Origin of the sequence: Neolewinella antarctica, assembly GCF_011927835.1 — a bacterium.
Classification (GTDB): domain Bacteria; phylum Bacteroidota; class Bacteroidia; order Chitinophagales; family Saprospiraceae; genus Neolewinella; species Neolewinella antarctica.
This window is the reverse complement of the sequence record NZ_JAATJH010000006.1, coordinates 92,709-114,551: the sequence shown is the minus strand read 5'-3', so window position 1 is coordinate 114,551 and position 21,843 is coordinate 92,709. Positions and strand designations below refer to the sequence as shown.

Below are 21,843 nucleotides of genomic sequence, written 5' to 3'. Positions count from 1 at the left end.
ACGGAGAACAGTCATTGAACGGAGAGGCTTACAAAGTTCTACTCAACCACGAAAGCGTAGCGAACAACGCGGTCGGGGTCTTCGGGGTAAACACCCTCCAGCGATACGGCGCCGGTAGCCCGGTCGAGCAAACTGGTAAGCTTCTCGACACTACCGACGACGGTACCGTTAACTTTAGTGATAATGAACGTCGGCCGGATGCGGGTCTGTTCGGAAAGTAATCCACCGCTCAGGTCTCTGATCACAACGCCACCGTCGAGGCCAAAATCGTTGGACTGACTTTCGTTAAGTTCATAAAAGCTCGCCCCGAACTTAGTCGTGGACGCGGGTTTCTGGGCTACGGCCACTACGCCCGAGCCGCCGTCCGTATTCTTCAGGCGTGCAACGGTGGTCAGCGCGCGGCCGGCGCGTTCGTAGCTCAGCGTGACTTCGTCGCCGGGTCGGCGGCGGCCGAGTTGTTCCAGGAGTTCACTATTGCGGAGGGTACTAATGCCATCGACACTCAGGATGACGTCCCCTTCCCGGAGCCCCGCCTCTTTGGCGGCACTTCCTTCGGTAACTTCACTTACGTAGACGCCGTTGTCGCGGTCGATGCCGCGCTCCTTAGCAAAAGCAGTATTTAGCTCCTGGATGCGCGCACCCAGCAACCCACGTTGAACGACGCCAAATTCGCGCAGGTCCTCGGTCACTTTTTTGACGATAGCGGAAGGCACGGCAAAACTGTACCCGGCAAAAACACCGGTTGGGCTGGAAATGGCCGTATTGATCCCCACCAGATTGCCGTTGATGTCGACGAGCGCGCCACCGGAATTACCCGGGTTAACGACGGCATCCGTCTGGATGAAAGACTCGATGGCCAACTCGCCACCGCTACGGCGGACGATGTCGATGCTCCGGCCTTTAGCGGAAACGATGCCAGCGGTAACCGTGCTCGTCAGGCTGAAGGGATTACCGACGGCAACGACCCAGTCGCCCACTTTGAGCAGGTCGCTGTCGGCGAACTGCACGGTGGGTAGGTTTTTCGCGTCGATCTTGATGAGGGCGATGTCCGTCGTAGGGTCCACGCCGATCACTTCAGCCTGGTAGGTTTGCTGATCGTTGAGGTCGACTTCCAAGTTCTCCGCCCCCTCCACGACGTGGTTATTCGTGACGATGTAGCCGTCGGCGCTGATGATGACGCCGGAGCCGGAGCCCCGCTGCAGTCTTTCTTCACCACCACGCTCGCCACCGGGGTTACCGAATAGGTCGCGCAGACCGGGCGGAATGAGCCGAGGGTCGATGCCTTCGTGCGGATTACCGCCACTACGGCCGGCGGTTGCGCGCTTACTGGCCTTGATGTGCACGACGGCCGGGAGCGTTTTCTCGGCGGCTACGGAAAAACCGGCGTTCGGAGCGACGGCACCCGTCGACGTAGAAGTATCGGCGTAACGGGCGAAATTAGTTTTTTGGTTGGCGGGGACGTCAACGTACTTGACGGTCTGGTTGAGGCCGAGAAATTGCGCCCCGCCGAGGGCGGCCAGCCCACCAACGATGGCGGCCAGCAGGATAAAGAGAATCTTTTTCACGTAAGTAATTTTGATGCGCTGTTAAAATGGAAAGCGGACCCGAATTGAATTCGTTTGGTTCCGTAGTTAATAGACGAACGCGGAGCCGATTTAGTTGGATGGCTTAACCTTGATTAACGCAGGTTAACCACGTAGCGACACTACTCGTCCGCCGCCTTACTTTTGCCCCGCCCAAAACCATCCCCGATGCGGTCACTCCTCCTCCTCTCCCTCTTCTGCTGCACCAGCCTGCTCCCCGCCCAGGAGTACTTCCAGCAGGAAGTAGACTACGACATTTCCGTTAGCCTGAACGACCGAACCCATGAGTTACTAGGGCAGCTCACGCTGGGCTACACAAATAACTCCCCGGACCAACTAACGCGCATCCCCTTTCACGTCTGGCCAAACGCATTCAGCAGCACTACCACGGCGTTCGCCAAGCAGAAGCTGCGGAACGGGGATACGGAATTCTACTTCGATGATTCGGACAACTGGGGGGAGCTAGATGGCCTCAACTTTACCGTTGACGGGAACCCAGCACGCCACCAGGCCGACGCTAGCCACCCCGACATCGTCTACCTGACGCTCCCGGAACCCCTGGCACCGGGCGGCACGATCACCATCCGCACGCCCTTCCGGGTGGACGTTCCAAATAGCTACTCCCGCCTCGGGCACGTGGGGGAAAGCTACCAGGTCACACAGTGGTACCCCAAACCGGCCGTGTACGATACCGACGGTTGGCACGCCATGCCTTACCTCGACCAGGGGGAATTTTATAGCGAGTTCGGCTCGTTCAAAGTGGCGATCACCCTCCCGGAAAACTACGTCGTGGGCGCGACGGGTATCCTCGAAGAGGCCTCAGAGCGGGAGTGGCTACTCGAAAAAGCAGCTACGAATCGCAAGAATTTAGTTACCCGCGCCGTCACCGTCGGCACCGGCGAAGAACCTTTTCCAGCCTCTTCAGCGAGCACGAAAACCATCACCTTCACCGCCGAGCGGGTCCACGATTTTGCGTGGTTTGCGGACAAGCGGTTCAAAGTCCTGCACGACACTTTACAACTAGCGGGAGCACCGGAGCCAATCAACGTTTGGTCCATGTACACCGAGACGGAAGCGGCGCTCTGGGCGCGGAGCACGGAGTACCTGAAACGGGCGGTCCGCTTCTATTCCGACAAGGTAGGTACTTATCCGTACCCGCAAGTCACCGGCGTGCAGTCGGCGCTTTCCGCGGGCGGCGGCATGGAGTACCCGATGATTACCGTTATCGGTTTGAGTTATTCCGCGCGTTCCCTGGACGAGGTGCTCACCCACGAAGTTGGCCACAACTGGTTCTACGGCATCCTGGGCAGCAACGAGCGAGATAGCCCGTGGATGGACGAAGGCCTGAACTCCTACTACGAGGGGCGGTACATGGATACGTATTACGAAAAAGAGCAGACCAACGTCCCGTTCATCGGCTCGCTCGACCTCGGCCGGACGGGTTATCGGTACCTGGCCCGGCAAGGTCGCGATCAGGCTCCGAATACCAACGCGGATTCGCTCAGCCAGTGGAATTACTGGATCCAGGCTTACAGCAAACCGGCCATGGCGCTCAGTGAACTGGAAGCCTTCGTCGGCGCCGACAAGGTGGACGCGGCCATGCGGAAATACTACCGCCAGTGGCGGTTCAAACACCCGCAGCCAGATGACTTTTTCCGGGTGATGGAAGCCGAGCTGGGTAGCGAGATTTCTCCCTGGCTGGCCGACGCCATGCTGACGACCAAGACGTCCGACTGGAAGGTGAATTCCGTGCGGAACGGCCAAATTAACCTCGCTCATTCCGGCGACCGCCCGGCACCCGCGACCGCGCAAATCGAACTAGGGGATGGCACTAAATTGGCGCGGACGCAGGTGCCGGGGGAAATACCGGAGAAGCAAGCGGACGGGGGCGAAGGGACGAAAGCTACCCTCCCGGAAGCCGCCAACCCGCTCGATTTATACGCGCACAACAACGCATCCGGCACGCGCAAACCCGTGTTCCGCTTCGGCATCGGAACGGGGGATGCGGAGAAACTGCCGCTCTTCGCGCTACCCCTGCTCGGCTACAACATCCACGACGGTTTTCAGGCCGGTGTCGCCCTCCACAACCGGACGTTATTGCCGCAGCCTTTCGAATGGATGATTGCCCCACTCTACGGCTTTTCAAGCGGTGAAGTGAACGGATTCGGTGGCGCGCGCTACCGGCTGCTACGTCCCTTCAGCGGCGTTCGGCAAGTGATGCTCAGTGCTGGCACGCAGCGGTGGAGCGACTTCACCCTGGCACGCACGGACGAGGCTTACGGTTACGCGCGCACGGCGGCCAAAGTGGAATTTTACTTCGATAATCCACCGATCACCGAACGCAAAACCAAAGCCTTTATCCAGGGCATTTACCTCAACAAAAACCGCCCTGCGTTTGCCCGCATCGACACCGTCACGCAAATAGTGGGCACGCGGGACGAAGCTAATTTATTCATCCGCCTGGGCTTCGAGAGCCGTACTGAGCGAGAGATCAACCCGTTCGCCTACGCATTGACGCTGGAGTACAAAAACCGGGACGACGGCCAGTCGGAAGCTTTCGAAGCCAGTCATTTGCGGCTCGACGGGACGGTGGAAGGCGCCTTCCAGTACGAGGCGGGTAACTTCTTCCGGTACCGCGTTTTCTGCGCCTATTTCATCCAGAACGAGCTGCGCGACCGCGCTTTCTACCCCGAATCCGCCCTTTCCCTCGTCGACAATGCCGACAGTGACTACCGGCGCGACGGGCTCTACCTGGGCCGCAACGTCAACCCCGACCAGAACGACTGGGCGGACCAGCAACTCGGGCGGCGGCAGGGCGGCTTCCGGGCCCCGATCAGCTCTCAATTCCCGGCGTTCAAGAGCAACAACTACATGGTGGCGACTAACCTGGACGTCGACCTGCCGTTCGGCAAGCTTCCGATCCCGCTCGGTGTATTTCTCGACGCGGGCTACTATGGCTTTCGTGCGTTAAGTTCCGACCCTGCTACGGGGAGATTTAGCTGGGTAGGCGGAGCCTCCCTAACGTTATTGGATAATCGGGTGGGTGTATTTTTGCCCCTGGTTGCGGACCCGGACACAAGAAATCTACTGGACCAACGGGGCGGGTTGTTGTCAGGACTTAGCGTGCGGCTACAGTTAGACGGGTGGTTGCCTTGGAAATGGGTGGATGGGATTCTTTAGGGCTGGGGGCTGGAACCCAGGTCTTTGGTCTTTGGTCTGAGGTCTTTACTCTTTAACCTAATCCAGCCCGTGAGTAATAGTTGGCGAGCGATTTACTCATTCTCCCACCAACCCGCAATCAGCTTCGAGACACTACTCCAAATAGTACTTTCTCGAGCCTTGCCGGTGGGTGACGGTGTTTATCGGTTAATGTGTGGTTGCTAACAAGGCGTGGTCTGAACAGATGACATTTCGGGTGGTTATAATTTATACATTTCGTTGACGCGGGGGCAGTCGATTTTGTGTAGTTTTTATACTATTTTTAGTCTTAGCAACAACCTGACAATGAGAATCGCCATCCTCGGGAATTATCCCCCCAAAGCCTGTGGCATTGCCACCTTTACTAACTCCCTCGCCCGGGCGATTCTCGCGAACTTACCGGGGGAAGATATTTCGGAGTTCGCCGAAATCGTTGCGATTGAAGACGCGGGGCAGCAGCACGCGTACCCAAAAGAAGTAACCCGCACCCTGCCCCGCGACGAGCGGGCGGCTTACGCCGCACTGGCGGACTACCTCAACGAAGGCGGTTTTGATTTGCTGGTCGTACAACACGAATACGGCATCTTCGGCGGGCCGGACGGCAACTACCTACTGGACCTGGCGAGCCGGTTACAAGTCCCGATGGTGATGACCTGCCACACGGTACTCAAGGACCCCAGCGACGGACAGCGTTCCGTACTGCGGCGACTGTGCTCGCGGGCGGACGTGATGGTGGTGATGTCGGAAATGGCACGAACCTTTCTGGAAGATGTTTACGCCTGCTCGCCGGACAAGATCAGAGTCATCGAGCACGGGGTACCGGAAATTAAAACGTCGCCGCGCCAGGCGCTGCGCGAACGCTTCGGTTGGCAGGACCGCCGGGTAATCTTCACTTTCGGTCTGCTGGGCCGGGGTAAGGGCATCGAGACGGTCATCCGGGCGCTTCCGGAAGTAGTGGCCGAACACCCCAGTACGCTCTACGTCGTCCTCGGTAAAACCCACCCAAACGTGGTGCGGGAATCCGGCGAAGAATACCGCGAATGGTTGCACACACTGGCCGACGAACTCGGCGTGCGGGACAACCTGCTCATGATCAGCGAATTTGCTTCTGAGCAGTACTTGTTCGAATGCCTGACGGCGATCGACGTTTACGTCATCCCCTACCCCAACGTTGCCCAAATTACCAGCGGTACGCTGGCCTACGCCGTGGGTGCCGGGGCCGCCGTGGTGAGTACGCCTTTCTGGCACGCTACGGAGCTGCTCGCCGAGGGCCGGGGTCGCCTGTTCCCCTTTCACGATTCGGATAACCTTTCCGAGCAACTGCTCGAATTACTCGGCGACGAAGCGGCGTTAGCAACCATCCGGGCAACCGCCCTGGCTTACGGAGAGCACTTATTTTGGCCGAAAATCGGCGCGGAATACATTCAGGCGTTTGATGACGCAAAGACGGCCTACGAATCAGCGAAACTGAATCCACAGTTGGGCAAAGATTCTGACGTGGTACCGGACCTAGACCTGGCGCACCTCCTCCGCATGACCGACGACTGCGGCCTGATCCAACACGCTAAATTCGCCACGCCGAACCGTTTTGAAGGTTACTGCCTGGACGATAACGGCCGCGCACTGCTCTTCACCTGCCTGGCGCTGGGGTCCAAAGCGATCAGCCACCAACAGCGGAAGTCACTAATCAGCCTGACGGAGATTTACCTCGCCTACATCTTTCACGCGCAGAACGAGGACGGTAGCTTTCGGAATTTCATGTCGTACGGACGGGAGTTCCTCGAACCGCAGGGCAGTGAGGACAGCTACGGCCGCGCCCTCTGGGGCCTGGCCAAGTGCGTAGCCGCCCCACCCCGGAAGGACCTCGGCCAACTCGCTCAGGAGTGCTTCGTGCGGGCCATTAGCTACCTCGACCAGAAAACGAGCCCCCGCACACTGAGCTACGGCATCATCGCCCTGAGTGAATACCTGGGGGCGAGGGACGACGAAAACCTGCTCGACCTCCTCGACCGCAGCGTCAACCGGCTACTGAACCACTACCAGGACAATCGCCACGACGACTGGGAATGGTTCGAAGCCTACCTCACCTACGACAACGCGCTGATGCCGCTGGCCCTCTACCGGTCCCTGCGCGTGCTGCCCAAGAAACACGTCAGAGCCATTGCCCGCACGACCACGGACTTCTTAGCTAAATACACGATCATCAACGGCGTGCCGCGCCCGGTGGGTTGCCACGAAACCTGCCACCGCGGGGCCACCCCGGAGCAGTTCGACCAGCAGCCACTGGAAGTTATGGCCGAAGTGCTGCTGCACATGGAAGCCTTTCAACGCAGCGGCCGGCCCGCGGACGAGCGGAGGCTTCGTACGGCTTACAGCTGGTTTCATGGCAACAATGATTTGGGGGCATTACTGTACTGCGCAGAAACGGCCGGTTGTTACGACGGACTCACCGAGTTCGGCCCGAATAAGAACCAGGGGGCGGAAAGCTTACTGGCCTACTTGGTGAGTACCGTCGCCGTGGCGGGTATGGTGAGTTCGCAGTCGCAAAAGACCACTACAAATAAATCTACCGTCGGAAAAGCGCACGGCACATCTCCGGCGCGCGGGGGTGACCGGGTACCGGTCCTCGTGGCGGACGAGCAACAATCACCCAGCATCGTCTCCGCAACCGCGCTCGGCCAGTACACCGGATCACTCGCTTACGCGCGACTGTTCAAAAAAGGACATCAGTACCCGGGGGTCGGTGAATAACCTATGGTTTAAGGGGTAATCGGGGCGGAAAGCCAAAGGAAAATTGCTACGGTGGGAGCAAAGCAGTCGCTTTGCTCCCATTTTGCTATATATATTTGCCCTTCCTCAGATTTATAGTCAAGGCCCCGAGCTTAAAGCAGCGGTAGGTGGCCCCGGCGCAAAGAAGTTTAACCCCCAGAAGCAACATGCAAGTAGCCGTAGACAGAAAAGAACTCCGCCTGTACGGAGACCCCACCCACGTGATCGGACGATTTTTTTGGGCCGGTGAGCGCCGGGCGCAGGAACTTATGGTGCGAGTCCTCGAAATGGAGGAGCGGGAGGTACACGAGCAATTGATGCGGACCCTGCGTGGTTTCGCCGGGCGGCACCGCAACATTACCGATACTTTTCGTCGCCACCTGGAAGCGGCCCTGGAGCGGGTGCCGGGTAAGCGGGAGGCGGTGATGCAGGCTTCCGACGACACCAAAGCACTGATCGGCGCCTATTTCACCCACGAATACAGCATCGAATCAGCGGCATTTTTCAACCCCAGCATCGTCCCGGCGCACGACCAGACGGATTTGCAGGAAGGGGAACTACGCTTGGTGATGAGTATGCGTGCCGTGGGGGAAGGGCACATTTCCAGCATCGTGTTTCGCAACATCATTCTGGGCAAAGACAACGAACCGCGCGCCGAGCCCACCAGCCGGTTCGTGGCGCTGTCCCGTAACGTGCGCTACTGCACTTACGATAAGGAAGATTTTGCCGAGCGGACGCACAAGGATTCGAACGTCAGCGACGAAATGCTCGCACGCCTCGTTACCGACCTGCCCGACAACTTCAACCACCGCGAGCTCTACGAACGCTACTGGCACCTCTGGCAGAACTTCCCCGAAGACAGCTCCGAGCGCGACGAGCTCAACACGCTGATGACCGTCGCCGATGCTTACTACGAGATCAAGTTCAGCCTCGACACCGACCTGAGCGAACGGGTGCTCTACCCAATGATTGATTTTGAGATGCGCGGCATGGAGGACGCCCGCTTCACGCAGTTCACCCAGGACGACGGCTCCACCTGCTACTACGGCACCTACACGGCCTACAACGGCAAGCAGATCCGGCCGATGCTGATCGAGACGAGTGATTTTTATGACTTCACCATCCGGCCCGTCTACGGCGAAGCGGCCATCAATAAAAACCACGCCATCTTCCCCCGCAAGATCAACGGCAGCTACTACGCGCTCTGCCGGATCGACGGGATCAATAACTACATCATCAAAAGCGACAAGTTCCAGGTGTGGGACGACGCGCAGCTCCTGACGAAACCGGCCTTCGACTGGCAGTTGTACCAAATCGGTAACTGTGGCTCGCCGATCGAAACGGAGCACGGCTGGCTGGTGATCACCCACGGGGTGGGGCCGATGCGGCGCTACTGCCTCGGGGCGATGCTGCTGGATTTGAACGACCCAACCATCGTACTGAAACGACTTCCCGAGCCACTGCTTTCGCCGGACGAAGACGAGCGGGAAGGCTACGTGCCCAACGTCGTCTACTCCTGCGGCAGCATGTTACACAACGGGGAGATCGTGATCCCTTACGGTATCTCGGACGAGGCGGCGCGGTTCGCTACGGTGCCGCTGGAGAAGTTGGTGGAGGCTATGGTGGAGGTTTGACTAAGTACTACTCCACGAGTTGAGTTCTGCCACAAAAGCACAAAAACACAGAAAGGAGTCACTGCTTAGTTGTACAAATAGACTGGTTTGTGATTTTGTGCTTTTGCGATCAAAACATTGTTTAACGTGCTCTTCCACTAACTTGCTTTGCACCCGCGGCCGCGCAAAATAATTAGCTTAGCGATGCGCGGTCGCGGGTGCCAGGTAGTTTAGACGAGAGCAGTGTTTTGTCACCGAGACAGCAGCAACTTCCGCCCCCAGACTAGGACCTGCCCTCCGTAAACGCACAGCCAAAGCAAGAGCGTCGTGAACGAAAGCGCCTGCGCCCCGGCGTACCAGACCTGACTGCGCAAGTCCGCCACGTAAAACTTAAAGGCGAAAAAATCCGCCAGCGAGAGAATGGTGTAGGCGACCATAAAAAAGACGCACCCCTTGAGCAATTTGCGGATGTACCAGAGTTGCCGCGGCAAGCTCCGCCGGTTGAGGTAGCGCCGCCGCTGGCGCATGTAGAGCACGGAAAAGAGGACGTACAGCGGCCAACCGGCCAGGAAAAGTGCCTGCTCGAAGGCACCATAGAAAGGGTTGTAGAAATACCGCCCCGCCTCGTGGCGGTACGCCGGAACCAGCCAAATGCAGATAAAATAAAGCGTCTGCCCGATTGGGAAGGCGAGGTGTTTGAGGTCCGTCCACCGAAACTGGTACGCGGGGTACAGACTGATCTTAACGTAACTAAACAGCAGCACGGGCAGCCAGAGGCTAAAGTAGATGGGCAAGAATTTCCAGTCCGGGTGCCGCTGAAACTGACCCGTGAACTCCAGCAAAAAGTGTAATTGCGTAAAGCCGGCGGTAAGCAGCAACGTGCCGTAGAGATAATTAGGGCGTTTGTCACCCGACCGTTTTAGAAAGTAGAGCACGCCGATCCCCAGCGCCGCCAACGTGGTGGCGGCCATGAGCAAGGTGGGGATGATGCGCGGAAGCTCGGTGGAAATAGCGGTTTATTGTGGTGCCCCTCACGGTGGGTGGGCGGGTGCGGCGAAGGTACGGTAGGCACCCTGCTCCGGTCGTTAACAAAAAAGGCTGCCCACTAATTTGTGGACAGCCGTAAGAAACTAGTAAAAACTCTAACCTCATTTTGCCGGGGCAATGGTTCCTTTAGCGAGCTCGCGGAAAAAGCCCTTCAGGTATTTCGTGATCTCGCGCTTACTGGCTTTTTTCAAGCCGGGATAGTTTTCGACCTGGGCCAGCAGGGTATCTTGGTGGGCAAGGAACTTAGCGGTGGCGGCGGTCAGGTCGCAGTCGGCGGCGAAGCTCCACTTGAGGAGGCGATCGGTGACGTCCGTCTGTCCAAATTGAGCATCGACGGAAGCATAGTCCGCGTTAACTAAGCCGCTGAAGTCGAAATCGTAGGGGACGAGCGTTTTTTCGCCCGCTTCGTTCGTCATCAATTTCAGGTTGCGTAACATCGTATTGCAGTAGTCCGCGTTTCCAATCATGTACTGAAAAAGGGCGACTTCCTCGGCGTTCGTGATCTCGTCAGCGGTGGCGTTGTAGCAGTCTTTACAGTTGTCGAGTGCCAGGCGGTCCTGAAGCTCGTCGTAGTCTTCGATGAGGATAGCGACGTTTTCTTCGGTAGTCCCGTCGGCGGTGTTGACGTAAGTGACGCTCAGTAGTTGGGTGCGAAAGCTGGCGGCGGGGTTGATCGTACCGTACAACTCGTAGGCGAGTTGCTCGCGCAGCAGGGCGTCGCGACCGGCCTCGTCGCTGGTGCAGTGGGTGACGAGCTTGAAGTCGTTGTGGGTGTTGAGGCCGAGGGCGCGCAGACCAGCTTTGGCGAATTTCAGCTTCATCGGCGGCATTTCGCAGGTGCGGCGGCGGAAGCGGCCCCGGACGGCTACTTCGAGGGCCAACTCCTCGCCGCCGGCCAGCACGGTGGCGGGGAGGAAGTCAGCGGAGGAGCGGTTGATCTCGAGGCTGTCCATATTAATGTAGAGCGAAATGGAGAGCGTTTCCTGTTTGGCCCAGCGGTCAAAAAGACTATTTCCGCCCTTCGGTGCATCTTCCAGCGGCGCGGCGAAAGCGGCACAACTAACTAAAAGACAAATTACTAAAGTGGAAAAAGATTTCATGATGGGTGCGGTAAGCGGGTTTAGGAGGAGGGACGAGCCGGAGTTTGCCAGGGTTGCATTATTCTCGATTACCTGGTCTATTTTCCGTTTCATGCACCAAATATGGGGGGACACTCCCCCGCCGGGCGATTCTTTTCGAGCGCGCCTAGGTTTTCATCGACGAACGGCGTGGTTTTCCGCTTTCTACTCCTTACTCACCTACTTTGCACCCGCGGCCTCGCATAATTCATGCACACCCGCGTGGTGCTTGGTAGCATTGACGAGGAGTCGCGCAGCAAAGCGCCATCGTAGAAAAGCGCAGGACAGTTGGGCGCGGTCGCGGGTGCCGGGTTATTCCTCAAAAAGCAACGAATATCGGGCCAACCACAAGCGGACTACCGGGTTTACCCTACTAAACCCCGCCGCCATGAGCCGAGGCTTCGTCAAAGAATCAGACCAGGAAGAGTTACCCATCATCCCGCCCCGCGCGCCCCTGCCCGCCGGCGTGGATAACTACGTCACGCCCGCCGGCCTGCAGGCGCTACAGTCCGAGAAATCAGGTTTGGAAGCCGAGAAATCCGCCTTGCCCACCAACAACGAAGACGAGCACCGCCGCGCCACCACCGTCCTCGACGGTAAACTCGCCCTGCTCAACGGACGGATCAGCACCGCCCGCCCCATCAAGCTCAGCGACCAACCGGCCGACGAAGTCCGCTTCGGCGCGACGGTGACTTTGAAGAACTCCGGGATGAAGAAACCGCAGACCTTTCAGATCGTCGGGGTGGACGAGGCGAACGTTAAGGAAGGGAAACTGGCTTTTACGGCGCCGATCGTGCGGGCGATCACCGGGTTGTACGCCGGGGAGACGGCTGATTTTCAGTTGGGTGGGGAGGTGCGGAAGTTGGAGGTTTTGGGGATTGAATATTAGTTCATATTAAGATATAAGTTCATCGACAATATTAGAGCGACAATCTGCTTTTCGGAGACTTCCCTGTTGCACGCGACGATAAATGTGTTCGGTAGCGAGATGTTTGCCCGATTATAGCGCCTTTGTTTCTGCCCGTTTTGCCCTCCTTTTCGGAAGAAAAGGAGCAAAATTCTTGTCCTGTGAGCCTGGCTGATCAATATTTTGGTGCCCAAAAAGCTAAAATCCGTAACTATGAGGAGGAACGACGATCAGCGCAGCTAAACTCGCCACTCACTTTGTGTTTCAAGATTAACTTTATTGGTAACATCATCTGGTAGGTTACATAATTAATCCGTGCAGGCTCAGACAGTACGGATTTCTTGACGCCTTTCAGGCACCAAAATATTGGCCAGGCTCAAGGGACGATCAGTAAGTAACCTTGTAATTCAATAAGTTGAATATTAATCGCCGTCCGAGAGCTACAGTTTGTAGGGGCGTATAGATACCGAAGCCCTTCTGGCCTAATTAAATAACATACTTTGGCATTCAAGATACATTCCCCCTTCTCCCCCACCGGCGATCAGCCGCAGGCCATTAAGGAACTCGTCCACAACATCGAGCAGGGTGAACGCGGGCAGGTGCTGCTCGGGGTGACGGGCTCGGGCAAGACGTTCACGATGGCCAACGTCATCGAGAAGTTGAACCGGCCGACGCTGGTGTTGACGCACAACAAAACCCTGACGGCGCAGCTCTACGGGGAGTTCAAAGAGTTCTTTCCGGATAACGCCGTAGAATATTTCGTGAGCTACTACGATTACTACCAGCCGGAAGCCTACATCTCGGTTTCGGATACGTACATCGAAAAGGACTTGGCGATCAATGAGGAAGTGGATAAGCTGCGGTTGCGCGCTACTTCAAACTTACTAACGGGCCGCCGGGACATCGTCATCGTTGCCTCCGTCTCCGTTATCTATGGTATGGGCAACCCGGAGGATTATAAATCCGGCATCGTTCGCCTAAAAACGGGGCAGATCAAGAGCCGTAACGGACTTTTGTATGACCTAGTTGATAGCCTCTACGCCCGCACCGAAACGGAATTTAAGCGCGCTACCTTCCGCGTCCGGGGCGATACGGTAGACATCAACCTCCCCTACGCCGAGCACGGCCTGCGCGTCATCTTTTTCGGCGACGAGATCGAAACCCTCGAGACTTTCGAAATCGAAACCGGCAAACGCATCACGACGCTGGAGTTTGCGGCCGTCTTCCCCGCTAACCTCTACGTCGCCCCGAAGGAAAGACTGAACGGCATCATCGCCCAGATCGAGGACGAACTCTACGAGCAGGAACGCTACTTCGAGCGTGAGGGCCGCCTGCTGGAAGCCAAACGCATCCACGAACGCGTGGCCTTCGACCTGGAGATGCTCAAAGAACTCGGTTACTGCAACGGCGTGGAGAACTACTCCCGCTTCTTCGACCGCCGCAAACCCGGCACCCGCCCCTTCTGCTTACTGGATTACTTCCCGGACGATTTTCTGATGATCGTCGACGAGAGCCACGTGACCATCCCCCAGGTCCGCGGCATGTTCGGCGGCGACCGGGCGCGGAAGCTTTCGTTGGTCAACTTCGGCTTTCGCCTCCCCTCGGCGATGGACAACCGGCCACTCAACTTCACCGAATTCGAGAGCCTGATCAATCAAGTTGTCTACGTATCCGCCACCCCGGGCGACTATGAATTGGAACAGACGGGCGGCGAGATCGTCGAGCAACTCATCCGGCCTACGGGCCTGATCGATCCGCCGATCGAAGTCCGGCCGAGCATCAACCAGATCGATGATTTACTGGAAGAAATCGACAACCGGGTAAAGGCCAACGAACGCGTGCTGGTCACGACGCTCACCAAGCGGATGAGCGAGGAACTGACTACCTACCTGGATTCCCTCAGCGTCAAGGTCCGCTACATCCACAGCGAAGTCGATACGATGGAGCGGGTGGAGATCCTCCGGGATTTACGCCTCGGAGAATTCGACGTGCTGGTCGGGGTCAACCTGCTCCGGGAAGGACTTGACTTACCGGAAGTCTCCCTTGTCTGCATCATCGACGCGGACAAAGAAGGCTTCCTCCGCAACGAACGAAGCCTTACCCAGACGGCCGGCCGCGCGGCCCGTAACGTCAACGGCAAAGTTATTTTCTACGCGGACGTCGTCACCGACTCCATGCAGAAGACGATCGACGAAACCAATCGCCGCCGCACCGTCCAGATCGCCCACAACGAAGAACACGGCATTACGCCGCGGTCGCTGGCCAAAACGCGGGAAGAAATTATGGACCGGAGCACCATCCTCGACGTCCGGGGTAAAAAAGCCCGGGTGAGCAACGTCGAGCGCGTCGAGATCAGCAACGCGAACGACCCCATCCTGAACTCCATGTCAAAGGACCAGATCGAGCTAGCGATGAAGGAGGCGGAACGGAAGATGAAGACGGCGGCTAAGGAGCTGGACTTTATGAGCGCGGCGCAGTACCGGGATGAGGTGTTTGCGCTGAAGGCGCGGTTGAATGGGGGGCGGTAGGTGATTTTTGGTCTGTGGTCTGTGGTCTGTAGTCTGTGGTCTGTAGAAAGATTATCATTTCCTAACTCCATTGATAAGTTGAGTGGATGCGATCAAAACTTTGTTCGCGGCCCGGCCAAGATCAGAGGTGGGGGATTTGAGCCTTTACCTGCGGAGCATTATCGTTCATCCACTAACTTGGGGGTTGATGTATTCCGGCTGCGGGATTATCTATAGGTGAAGTAGTAGTTAACTAATTACGGAGATAAGCTTGGCATAAGCGTAGGGGATGCCGCGCACGAAAGCTGAAATCAAACGGACACCTCACCACGGTAGGCATCCAGTGCGTTAAGGATCTCGGCATCTTCGGTTTGGTCGAATTTGCGGGCGAAAAGGAAAGAAGGAGATAGTCCTTTTATTAGGTCGAGATCCTGCAGGCGAAAATTAACCGGGCCCGATTCACTTTCCTCATTCCAGTTAGCGTAGGTGACTTTGGGTGCGATTCTCTCGGGGCGATCCCGGTAGAGATGGTTAACAATGCTGTGCAGAAAAATCTCTTCCACCAGTACGGTATCCTCATGATAGATTCTGTAATCGGGGTGGTCGATCAGGAAAGCTAGTACGTCTTTTACCGTGTCGGTGGTCAGGGCCCACCAGTGTTCTCCTCCGTATGGCTCCAGGTAGGCGGGGAACTTCCGGCGGCGCAGCAGTTTTCGGTGGGCGATCAACTTGCCGCGTGCGAGCGCTTTTGTCCATCGCTTGAGTACGCCCAGGCGAAAAAAGCGGCGCGTAAAGATGGGGGGGATAACTACACAATCTTCCCGTTGGCCAGAAAGATTGAATTTATAGTCGTTGATACGGGCCATCCCTCCCCGGCACCAAAGTTTCGTGGGTAGCTTGAAGCTTTCCAGGTAATTAGTCGTTGGCCGTTGTTGAAAAAAGTTACGTATCCGTTGGTTGCTCCGTAGGGGATAATCCTGTCCACTCATTAGAATACAGTAGCCATCTTTGTCGGTCGCCAGGGCCAGCCGTAGGAGGTTGAGGGTGGCATCGACCAGGCTGATGTCTCCCCAGGAGGTCGCGTAGCGTTCTCGGTCGCTCAGTAGGTTAACTTCGGGCGGGCTTCCCCGGAAAGCCTCGATGAACGGTTGCAGTTCGACGCTGGCATCGATGTTGACGTAAAAATAAGTGTTTGGCCCCAACAGTCGATCGACGAGCCGCCGTACCTGGGCGGGTTGTGTGTGGGCCAGAATAAGATAGTGTAAGTTCACGACAGTGGGTTTCACAATGATAATACCGAATAACCTCACTTCGTTACGGAATCGCCAGCCATTTGGTGGCACTGACGGGTATTTTGTAATCGGAAAATAGGTGTTCACGTCCTTTTTGGTCCGTTCATCCCAACAAACGCGCGTTCTCCTTCGCTAAGTGTTCGGGCCGACCATCTTTCGCGGAAGAACCCCACCCTTTTCCGCGTGGCCGGTTTCCTTTCACGGCACCTTACAAAAATACTCCGCATCTACGACCGCGCCAAATAGCTCGACTGGCGGCCACGACCAGGACTAACCGCCCAGGACCGCGCACTCCGAGGGTGCCGTGATCCCGCCGGCCCCGGCGGTAAAATATAGAAAGCCCCCCAATCATCTGACTGGAGGGCTTTCTGGTTGAGGACGGATGCCTCACCGGTCTTTACAAGCTATCGATCCAGCTGGTAATTTCGTCCTTCGTTTTACCGAGGGCTTTTTGCAGTTTACCGAGTAGTTCGTCTTCTTTGCCTTCGGTGTAGGTCATATCGTCGTCGGTTAGGTGGCCGTACTGCTTTTTGGCTTTGCCTTTGAGTTCGTTCCAGTTGCCTTTGATCTTATCGTTCGTTGCGCTCATGTTATTATATTTTAGTTATAAGATAGAACGCGAGCTAAACAGCGATGTTCGGCTCATTAAGCTGATTATCAGCACAATAAATACCGAAGCTCATGATTTCACGTCGAGGATACCGCTCGGTTTGGGCACTTCTGTTTAAAAGTATTTGTACCGCACGAAACTCCGATTAGCATGCTTACCTGCCGGTACCGACGGCTACCCTTTCCGGCAAAATCACTTTCAACCGGGCAAGCCCCCGCACCCCGGCACCAAAATTTACGTTGCCCCCTCAATGCGTACCCAACAAGGCCAACACCTCGCCAAACTCACTCGCTACTACGCCGGCTTTCGAACTTCCTTCCTCCGCTGGGCAACCAAAACCTTCCGCCAACCGGAGGACGCGTGCCTGGCCAACTACCGCCGCGCCCTCATCGCGTGGTACGAAGCGACAATTCGCACGACGGACCCCTACGCCGGGGAAACGGATGATTTCGTCAAGGCGATGGTCGGCTACTACTTCAACCCCCAACCCATTCAAACATCTTTGGCGGGCAACGCCATGCCAGTGGGGGATGACCTGGCGATGGGGACGCACGAACGCCCGTTGCACTACATCCCGTTGCCCATCCGCCTCAGTGCGCGGCAGCAGCAAATGCTGGCGAGCTTTCAACAGCTGGAAAAGCGCCCGCGGGAAGTACTGTTGATGGACAACTACCACCGCATCGACCGCGCGCGGATGGCTCAGATAATGGACGCCCCCGGTGGCCTGACCGAGCTAGAGAACGAAATCAACGAATACCGGCTGCTAACCCACAAAAGCTGGGCGGCTATGGGCATCACCGAAGCGGAGCAAATACCCTCGCCGGCTGACGATGAACTGGTCGAAGCCTACTTCACCAACCAGCTCGAAACAACCGAGCGGTGGGCGTTGGAGGCACGCCTGCCGACCGACTCAGTACTGCGCGAGGCGGTGGCTTTACGGGAAGACTGGACGGAGGTCCTGACGGTAGCCGGCCGGCAGGACCTGATGGAACTACTGCAACGGGAAGAGGAACGCACCACCTCCACCGGCCAATCAACCGATCCGAAAACGATTAGGCCGCCAACTAAAGACGTGCAGCTTTCGCGCAGAAGAACCTGGCTCGCTGACCTGCGCCTTCCCACGCTCCCCACCGTCCTCGCCATTATGCTGATCGCCGCGTTCGCCTACCTGGCCTACGGCACTTTCGGCCCCGCCGCGCCGGACCGCCGGGCCGTCGCCAATTTCGAGCCCTTCCCGAATATCTTTGCGCGGCTGGACCCCAAAGACGAAGACGAACGTGATTTACAGCGCATCCTTTATTACTACGACCGGGGGGATTACGCGACGACCTACGATGAGCTTCTACCGGTGGCGGACGCCTACCCCGCCGCGCCACTCTACCTGGGCGTTTCGGCGCTGGCGCTGGAGCAGCCTTCGCGGGCGCTGGAATGGTTCGACCGTATCCCGGCCTCGGATTATTATCACCCTTTCGCCGAATGGTACGAGGCGCTGGCTTACCTCGCCGAGGGGCGGGAGGAGGCAGCCAGCACTACGTTGCGCGACATCGTTGCGCAGCCCGACCATCCCTACCGGGCGCAAGCGGAAGCTGTTTTGGCGCGCTGATTAGGAAAGTTAGTTGGCGGCGCAATTGGCCATCGCTCTCACTTGATTTTTTCTTGCCACACAGTTCACAAAGATCACAAAGTGCATTACAAAATGGCTCGCACGTAGCTACTATCGGGTTGTCGGTGTGACCGCTGTGTTCCGTGTGGTCAAAGGTCGTCCTACGCGGGACGGGGTGGCATGAATACCCGCGTACTTCCACGGTTGCCCCACCAACAAATAACTTCTACCTTCGCCCCCATGAAACCCACGACCCTGAAAGGCACCCGCGATTTCCTCCCCGCCGAAGTGCGCCGCCGCGACTATATTTTTGATATTATTCGGAAACATTTTCGCACGTTTGGCTACCAGCCCATCGAGACGCCAGTCATGGAAGATTTGCGCACGCTAACCGGGAAGTACGGCGAGGAAGGGGACAAGCTGTTATTTAAAGTATTAAATAATGGGGATTTTTTGAACAAAGCGAGCGCCGCGGATTTAGCGGCTAAGGACAGCAACAAAGTAATCCCACAAATTGCCAAACGGGGTTTACGCTATGACCTCACCGTCCCCTTTGCCCGCTACGTCGTGATGCACCAGAATGATTTGGCTTTCCCCTTTAAACGCTACGCCATCATGCCCGTTTGGCGCGCCGACCGGCCGCAGAAAGGTCGTTACCAGGAGTTTTACCAGTGTGACGCCGACGTGGTGGGCAGCGACAGCTTGCTCTACGAAGCGGAATTAACGCAATTGCTCGACGCGGTATTTACGGAACTCGGGCTTAAAGCCGTAATTCGTTTAAATAATCGGAAAATCCTCGCTGGCCTGGCTGAGATAGCCGGTATGGCCGACAACATGATGGATATGACCATCGCCATCGACAAATTGGATAAAATTGGGGAAGACGGCGTCGTAAAGGAACTCAAAGAAAGGGGCGCGGACGCGGGTGCCGTGGACGTGATCCTCCAGTTCCTGAAAACTTCTAACCTGGACGACGTTGCCCCATTACTCGCGGACAGCGAGGTGGGCAAGCAAGGAATAGCCGAATTGCAGGAAACGTTTCGGTTGATTAAAAAGCACCTCTCCCCTAACCCCTCTCCGGAGGAGAGGGGAACAAAAAACCGCATCGAATTCGACGTCACCCTCGCCCGCGGCCTTAATTACTACACCGGCGCCATTTATGAAGTCGCCGTCGACACCGACGCGCCCGGTCAGGGGAACATTAAGATGGGTTCCATTGCCGGCGGCGGTCGCTACGCCGATCTGACCTCCATATTTGGTATGAAGAACATGCCCGGGGTCGGTATTAGCTTCGGTGCGGAAAGAATCTATGACGTCCTCGAAGAATTAAATCTATTCCCGGCGGACGCTTCGGAAGATCTGCAGTACCTGTTGGTTTGCCTGGACGACGCAGCACTGGAGCACGGCTTCGGATTAGTTAGTCGCTTGCGAGCCCGCGGCGTGCACGCCGATCTGTACCCCAGCGCCGCCAAGCTGAATAAGATGATGAAGTATGCGGATCAGCGGGGGGTACCGAAGGTGGTGATTATTGGGAGCGAAGAGGTTAAGACGGGAAAATATTCGGTTAAGACGATGAATAGCGGTGACCAACATAAAATAGATGAGCTAAACTTGTGATGAGCTAAGCTAGTGGACCGATTAGTATCCAGTTGAAAATACCTTTTTCGATTCACATGTAGTATGTTTGTGGTACGTCATTGCTGGATTTCTTCCACCGCGGACTCGGAAAATCATTAAACTGAACACACACTGATTCATAATTGCGCTAGCCTTTGATTCTTGTCGCCAACAGGCAACTATACGTTGCTTATCAATTCTGTCCGGAAACGACTTGTCAATCATCAGCACCAAACTCTAACTACAACCATTAAGTGCTATTTCCCCAATCATAAAAATTAGAGATCAATTATTACAACAAATTGCTTGAAACTGCGCGTCTACGCACCGTAGGTGGCTAATCACCAGTCCGAGCAACGTTGTTTTCTTCCGATCTCACTTAAGCTATCTTTCCAATCTACATAACCCCAACACAAAATGCGTTTAATCATATTACTTTTATTTTCCCTCGCGCTCAATTCCTGCGCTTCCATTTTTGGTAGTCGATACCAGAAAGTAGAGATCAAATCAGGCAAAGGTGACAAGGTTCTCGTTAATGGTGAGCCCGCCGAAAAAAAGAAAGGAAAATACCTCATCCTCCGCAGCCACGTTCCGACGCAAATCACCGTTCAGCGGGAGAGCTTCCAGGATGAGAACGAGGTCGTCATGCTTTACAAACGCAATGCGCTCGGCCATACATCCGACCCCTGGATAATCGTAATGGGGACTAATGTTGACCGGGGAGCTAAAGCGTATAATTACCCCTCGAAAGTAACCATTGGTAAACGCGTCAAACTCTTCGAGAATGGTTCAAATACTACTAAAAACCTTCGGGTGAATACCACCAGCGTGGAGCTTGCCGCGGATGACATTCGTTCGGTTTATTTCCGCTCCTATCGTCAGTTCTTGCGACGAGAAGACGATAAGAAATCCAAAGTCGTTGATGATGCTGAAGACATCAAGCTAGACAACACGATTTTTTCTGATGCGCTCAACGAAATTCTTGTAGAGCGTGGTTTTATCGACACCTCCGGGCGCGCGATCACCGCTAATTATCTCAACGATATGTACGTTGACGCGACGATTAAGACCATTACGACGAACGTAGTGCAAAACAGCGACAAGGGCGGCGGTATGATTTTCGTGAACATGGAGATAAAGTGGGATCTCCTGGACTACTATCGCAAATCAGTGGCGGAGTTCACGACCAACACCACATCCGGCCAATTTGTAGTGAAAGACGGTAACAAAGGATTTTTACTAGCTACCAAAGATGCTACCGAACGCGGATTACTAACGTTGATGGGTAAGCAAGAAGTACAAAAGCTGATTACCATCGATGAGGACGCCAAGGATGAATCGCTCGCCGACCTGACCCTTGCGCCCGCCACTCAATACGTAAGCAACGTGAGTGAGGCCCTCGCTTCTTCCGTTACCATCAAGCACCGGAAAGGGCACGGAAGTGGATTTGTCGTTGGGCAGGATGGATACATAATCACGAATTACCACGTCATTTCCGAATTAGACGATAGCAAAGTCATCATGAGCGACGGCACGGAATACCCTTTCGAGGTAATCCGCGCGAGCAAGGTTTATGACCTCGCCTTACTCAAAGTGGAAGCTAGCGGCCTGCAGCCCTTCCGTGTTAGCGCCGATAAGGACATTCCAATCGCAACCGATATTTACGTAATCGGTACGCCAACGGCGTCGGATCTTTCCCAGACGATCTCCCGGGGTATCATCTCCGGAGTTAGGAACTCCGGTAACGGCGGCAAACTGATCCAAACCGACGCGAGTGTCAATTCCGGTAACAGTGGTGGTGCCATCATCACCAAGGACGGTGCGCTACTTGGCGTAGTCAGCGCCAAACTCAAAGGTTACGGCATCGAGGGCGTAGGCTTCGGTATTCCGGCGTACGAGATTACCGACCAACTTCACGTAAAGCAGTAAGTATAGGATATTTGACTACCCTAACTTTATAAAATCAGCTCCGTCCGTCC

At 56.1% G+C, this 21,843-nt stretch carries 13 protein-coding genes; 8 read left to right on the top strand and 5 right to left on the bottom strand.

Annotation, left to right across the window (positions count from 1 at the left end; all coding sequences use genetic code 11):
* Positions 1–38 precede the first annotated feature (38 nt).
* Positions 39–1,565 carry a trypsin-like peptidase domain-containing protein gene (locus GGR27_RS16165; RefSeq protein ID WP_168039218.1) on the bottom strand — a complete coding sequence of 509 codons (1,527 nt, stop codon included), beginning with the start codon at positions 1,563–1,565 and terminating at the stop codon, positions 39–41.
* Between the two features lie 186 nt (positions 1,566–1,751).
* On the opposite strand from GGR27_RS16165, the gene GGR27_RS16160 reads away from it, so the two are divergent.
* The 3 genes from GGR27_RS16160 to GGR27_RS16150 all read left to right on the top strand — a co-directional run bounded on the left by GGR27_RS16160 (position 1,752) and on the right by GGR27_RS16150 (position 9,184).
* Entirely contained in the window at positions 1,752–4,763 is a 3,012-nt protein-coding gene (locus GGR27_RS16160; RefSeq protein WP_168039216.1) for a M1 family metallopeptidase, read from the top strand.
* A 324-nt stretch (positions 4,764–5,087) separates the two neighbouring features.
* The gene (locus tag GGR27_RS16155) at positions 5,088–7,532 is read left to right on the top strand and encodes a glycosyltransferase family 4 protein (RefSeq protein WP_168039214.1); all 2,445 of its coding nucleotides are present in this window, start codon (positions 5,088–5,090) and stop codon (positions 7,530–7,532) included.
* A gap of 185 nt (positions 7,533–7,717) precedes the next feature.
* A complete protein-coding gene (locus tag GGR27_RS16150; RefSeq protein ID WP_168039212.1) occupies positions 7,718–9,184 on the top strand; it encodes a glycoside hydrolase family 130 protein in 1,467 nt (488 codons plus the stop codon).
* Between the two features lie 230 nt (positions 9,185–9,414).
* Here the strand turns inward: GGR27_RS16150 and GGR27_RS16145 are convergent, their stop codons facing one another.
* A complete protein-coding gene (locus tag GGR27_RS16145) occupies positions 9,415–10,134 on the bottom strand; it encodes a hypothetical protein (RefSeq protein WP_168039210.1) in 720 nt (239 codons plus the stop codon).
* A gap of 177 nt (positions 10,135–10,311) precedes the next feature.
* On the bottom strand, positions 10,312–11,403 hold the full coding sequence (locus tag GGR27_RS16140) for a CotH family protein (protein ID WP_168039208.1): 1,092 nt from the start codon (positions 11,401–11,403) through the stop codon (positions 10,312–10,314).
* 313 nt (positions 11,404–11,716) lie between these two features.
* On the opposite strand from GGR27_RS16140, the gene GGR27_RS16135 reads away from it, so the two are divergent.
* Both GGR27_RS16135 and uvrB read left to right on the top strand, forming a co-directional pair.
* Positions 11,717–12,217: a GreA/GreB family elongation factor gene (locus tag GGR27_RS16135; protein ID WP_168039206.1), complete on the top strand. Its 501-nt coding sequence runs from the start codon at positions 11,717–11,719 to the stop codon at positions 12,215–12,217.
* Positions 12,218–12,735: 518 nt separating this feature from the next.
* The gene (uvrB, locus tag GGR27_RS16130) at positions 12,736–14,763 is read left to right on the top strand and encodes an excinuclease ABC subunit UvrB (RefSeq protein ID WP_168039204.1); all 2,028 of its coding nucleotides are present in this window, start codon (positions 12,736–12,738) and stop codon (positions 14,761–14,763) included.
* Between the two features lie 290 nt (positions 14,764–15,053).
* On the opposite strand, the gene GGR27_RS16125 is transcribed toward uvrB, so the two are convergent.
* Both GGR27_RS16125 and GGR27_RS16120 read right to left on the bottom strand, forming a co-directional pair.
* Positions 15,054–16,013, bottom strand: a complete 960-nt coding sequence (locus GGR27_RS16125; RefSeq protein ID WP_168039202.1) for a beta-1,6-N-acetylglucosaminyltransferase — start codon at positions 16,011–16,013, stop codon at positions 15,054–15,056.
* Positions 16,014–16,431: 418 nt separating this feature from the next.
* On the bottom strand, positions 16,432–16,623 hold the full coding sequence (locus GGR27_RS16120; protein ID WP_168039200.1) for a CsbD family protein: 192 nt from the start codon (positions 16,621–16,623) through the stop codon (positions 16,432–16,434).
* A gap of 271 nt (positions 16,624–16,894) precedes the next feature.
* Here GGR27_RS16120 and GGR27_RS16115 point away from each other — a divergent pair, with 271 nt between their 5' ends.
* The 3 genes from GGR27_RS16115 (at position 16,895) to GGR27_RS16105 (ending at position 21,793) form a co-directional block, all read left to right on the top strand.
* Positions 16,895–18,247 (top strand): tetratricopeptide repeat protein, encoded by a 1,353-nt coding sequence (locus tag GGR27_RS16115; protein ID WP_168039198.1) that lies wholly within the window; start codon positions 16,895–16,897, stop codon positions 18,245–18,247.
* Between the two features lie 240 nt (positions 18,248–18,487).
* Complete coding sequence (gene hisS / locus GGR27_RS16110; protein WP_168039196.1) at positions 18,488–19,864, top strand: histidine--tRNA ligase; 1,377 nt, start codon at positions 18,488–18,490, stop codon at positions 19,862–19,864.
* A gap of 417 nt (positions 19,865–20,281) precedes the next feature.
* Complete coding sequence (locus GGR27_RS16105; protein ID WP_168039194.1) at positions 20,282–21,793, top strand: S1C family serine protease; 1,512 nt, start codon at positions 20,282–20,284, stop codon at positions 21,791–21,793.
* The last annotated feature ends 50 nt before the right edge of the window (positions 21,794–21,843 follow it).

Excerpts from the sequence above, each read along its gene's own strand:
- GGR27_RS16115 (WP_168039198.1), top strand. The coding sequence starts at position 16,895 with ATGCGTACCCAACAAGGCCAACACCTCGCCAAACTCACTCGCTACTAC.
- GGR27_RS16135 (WP_168039206.1), top strand. The coding sequence starts at position 11,717 with ATGAGCCGAGGCTTCGTCAAAGAATCAGACCAGGAAGAGTTACCCATC.
- hisS (WP_168039196.1), top strand. The coding sequence starts at position 18,488 with ATGAAACCCACGACCCTGAAAGGCACCCGCGATTTCCTCCCCGCCGAA.
- GGR27_RS16140 (WP_168039208.1), bottom strand. The coding sequence starts at position 11,403 with ATGAAACGGAAAATAGACCAGGTAATCGAGAATAATGCAACCCTGGCA.
- GGR27_RS16145 (WP_168039210.1), bottom strand. The coding sequence starts at position 10,134 with ATGGCCGCCACCACGTTGGCGGCGCTGGGGATCGGCGTGCTCTACTTT.
- GGR27_RS16160 (WP_168039216.1), top strand. The coding sequence starts at position 1,752 with ATGCGGTCACTCCTCCTCCTCTCCCTCTTCTGCTGCACCAGCCTGCTC.
- GGR27_RS16105 (WP_168039194.1), top strand. The coding sequence starts at position 20,282 with ATGCGTTTAATCATATTACTTTTATTTTCCCTCGCGCTCAATTCCTGC.
- GGR27_RS16150 (WP_168039212.1), top strand. The coding sequence starts at position 7,718 with ATGCAAGTAGCCGTAGACAGAAAAGAACTCCGCCTGTACGGAGACCCC.
- GGR27_RS16155 (WP_168039214.1), top strand. The coding sequence starts at position 5,088 with ATGAGAATCGCCATCCTCGGGAATTATCCCCCCAAAGCCTGTGGCATT.
- GGR27_RS16120 (WP_168039200.1), bottom strand. The coding sequence starts at position 16,623 with ATGAGCGCAACGAACGATAAGATCAAAGGCAACTGGAACGAACTCAAA.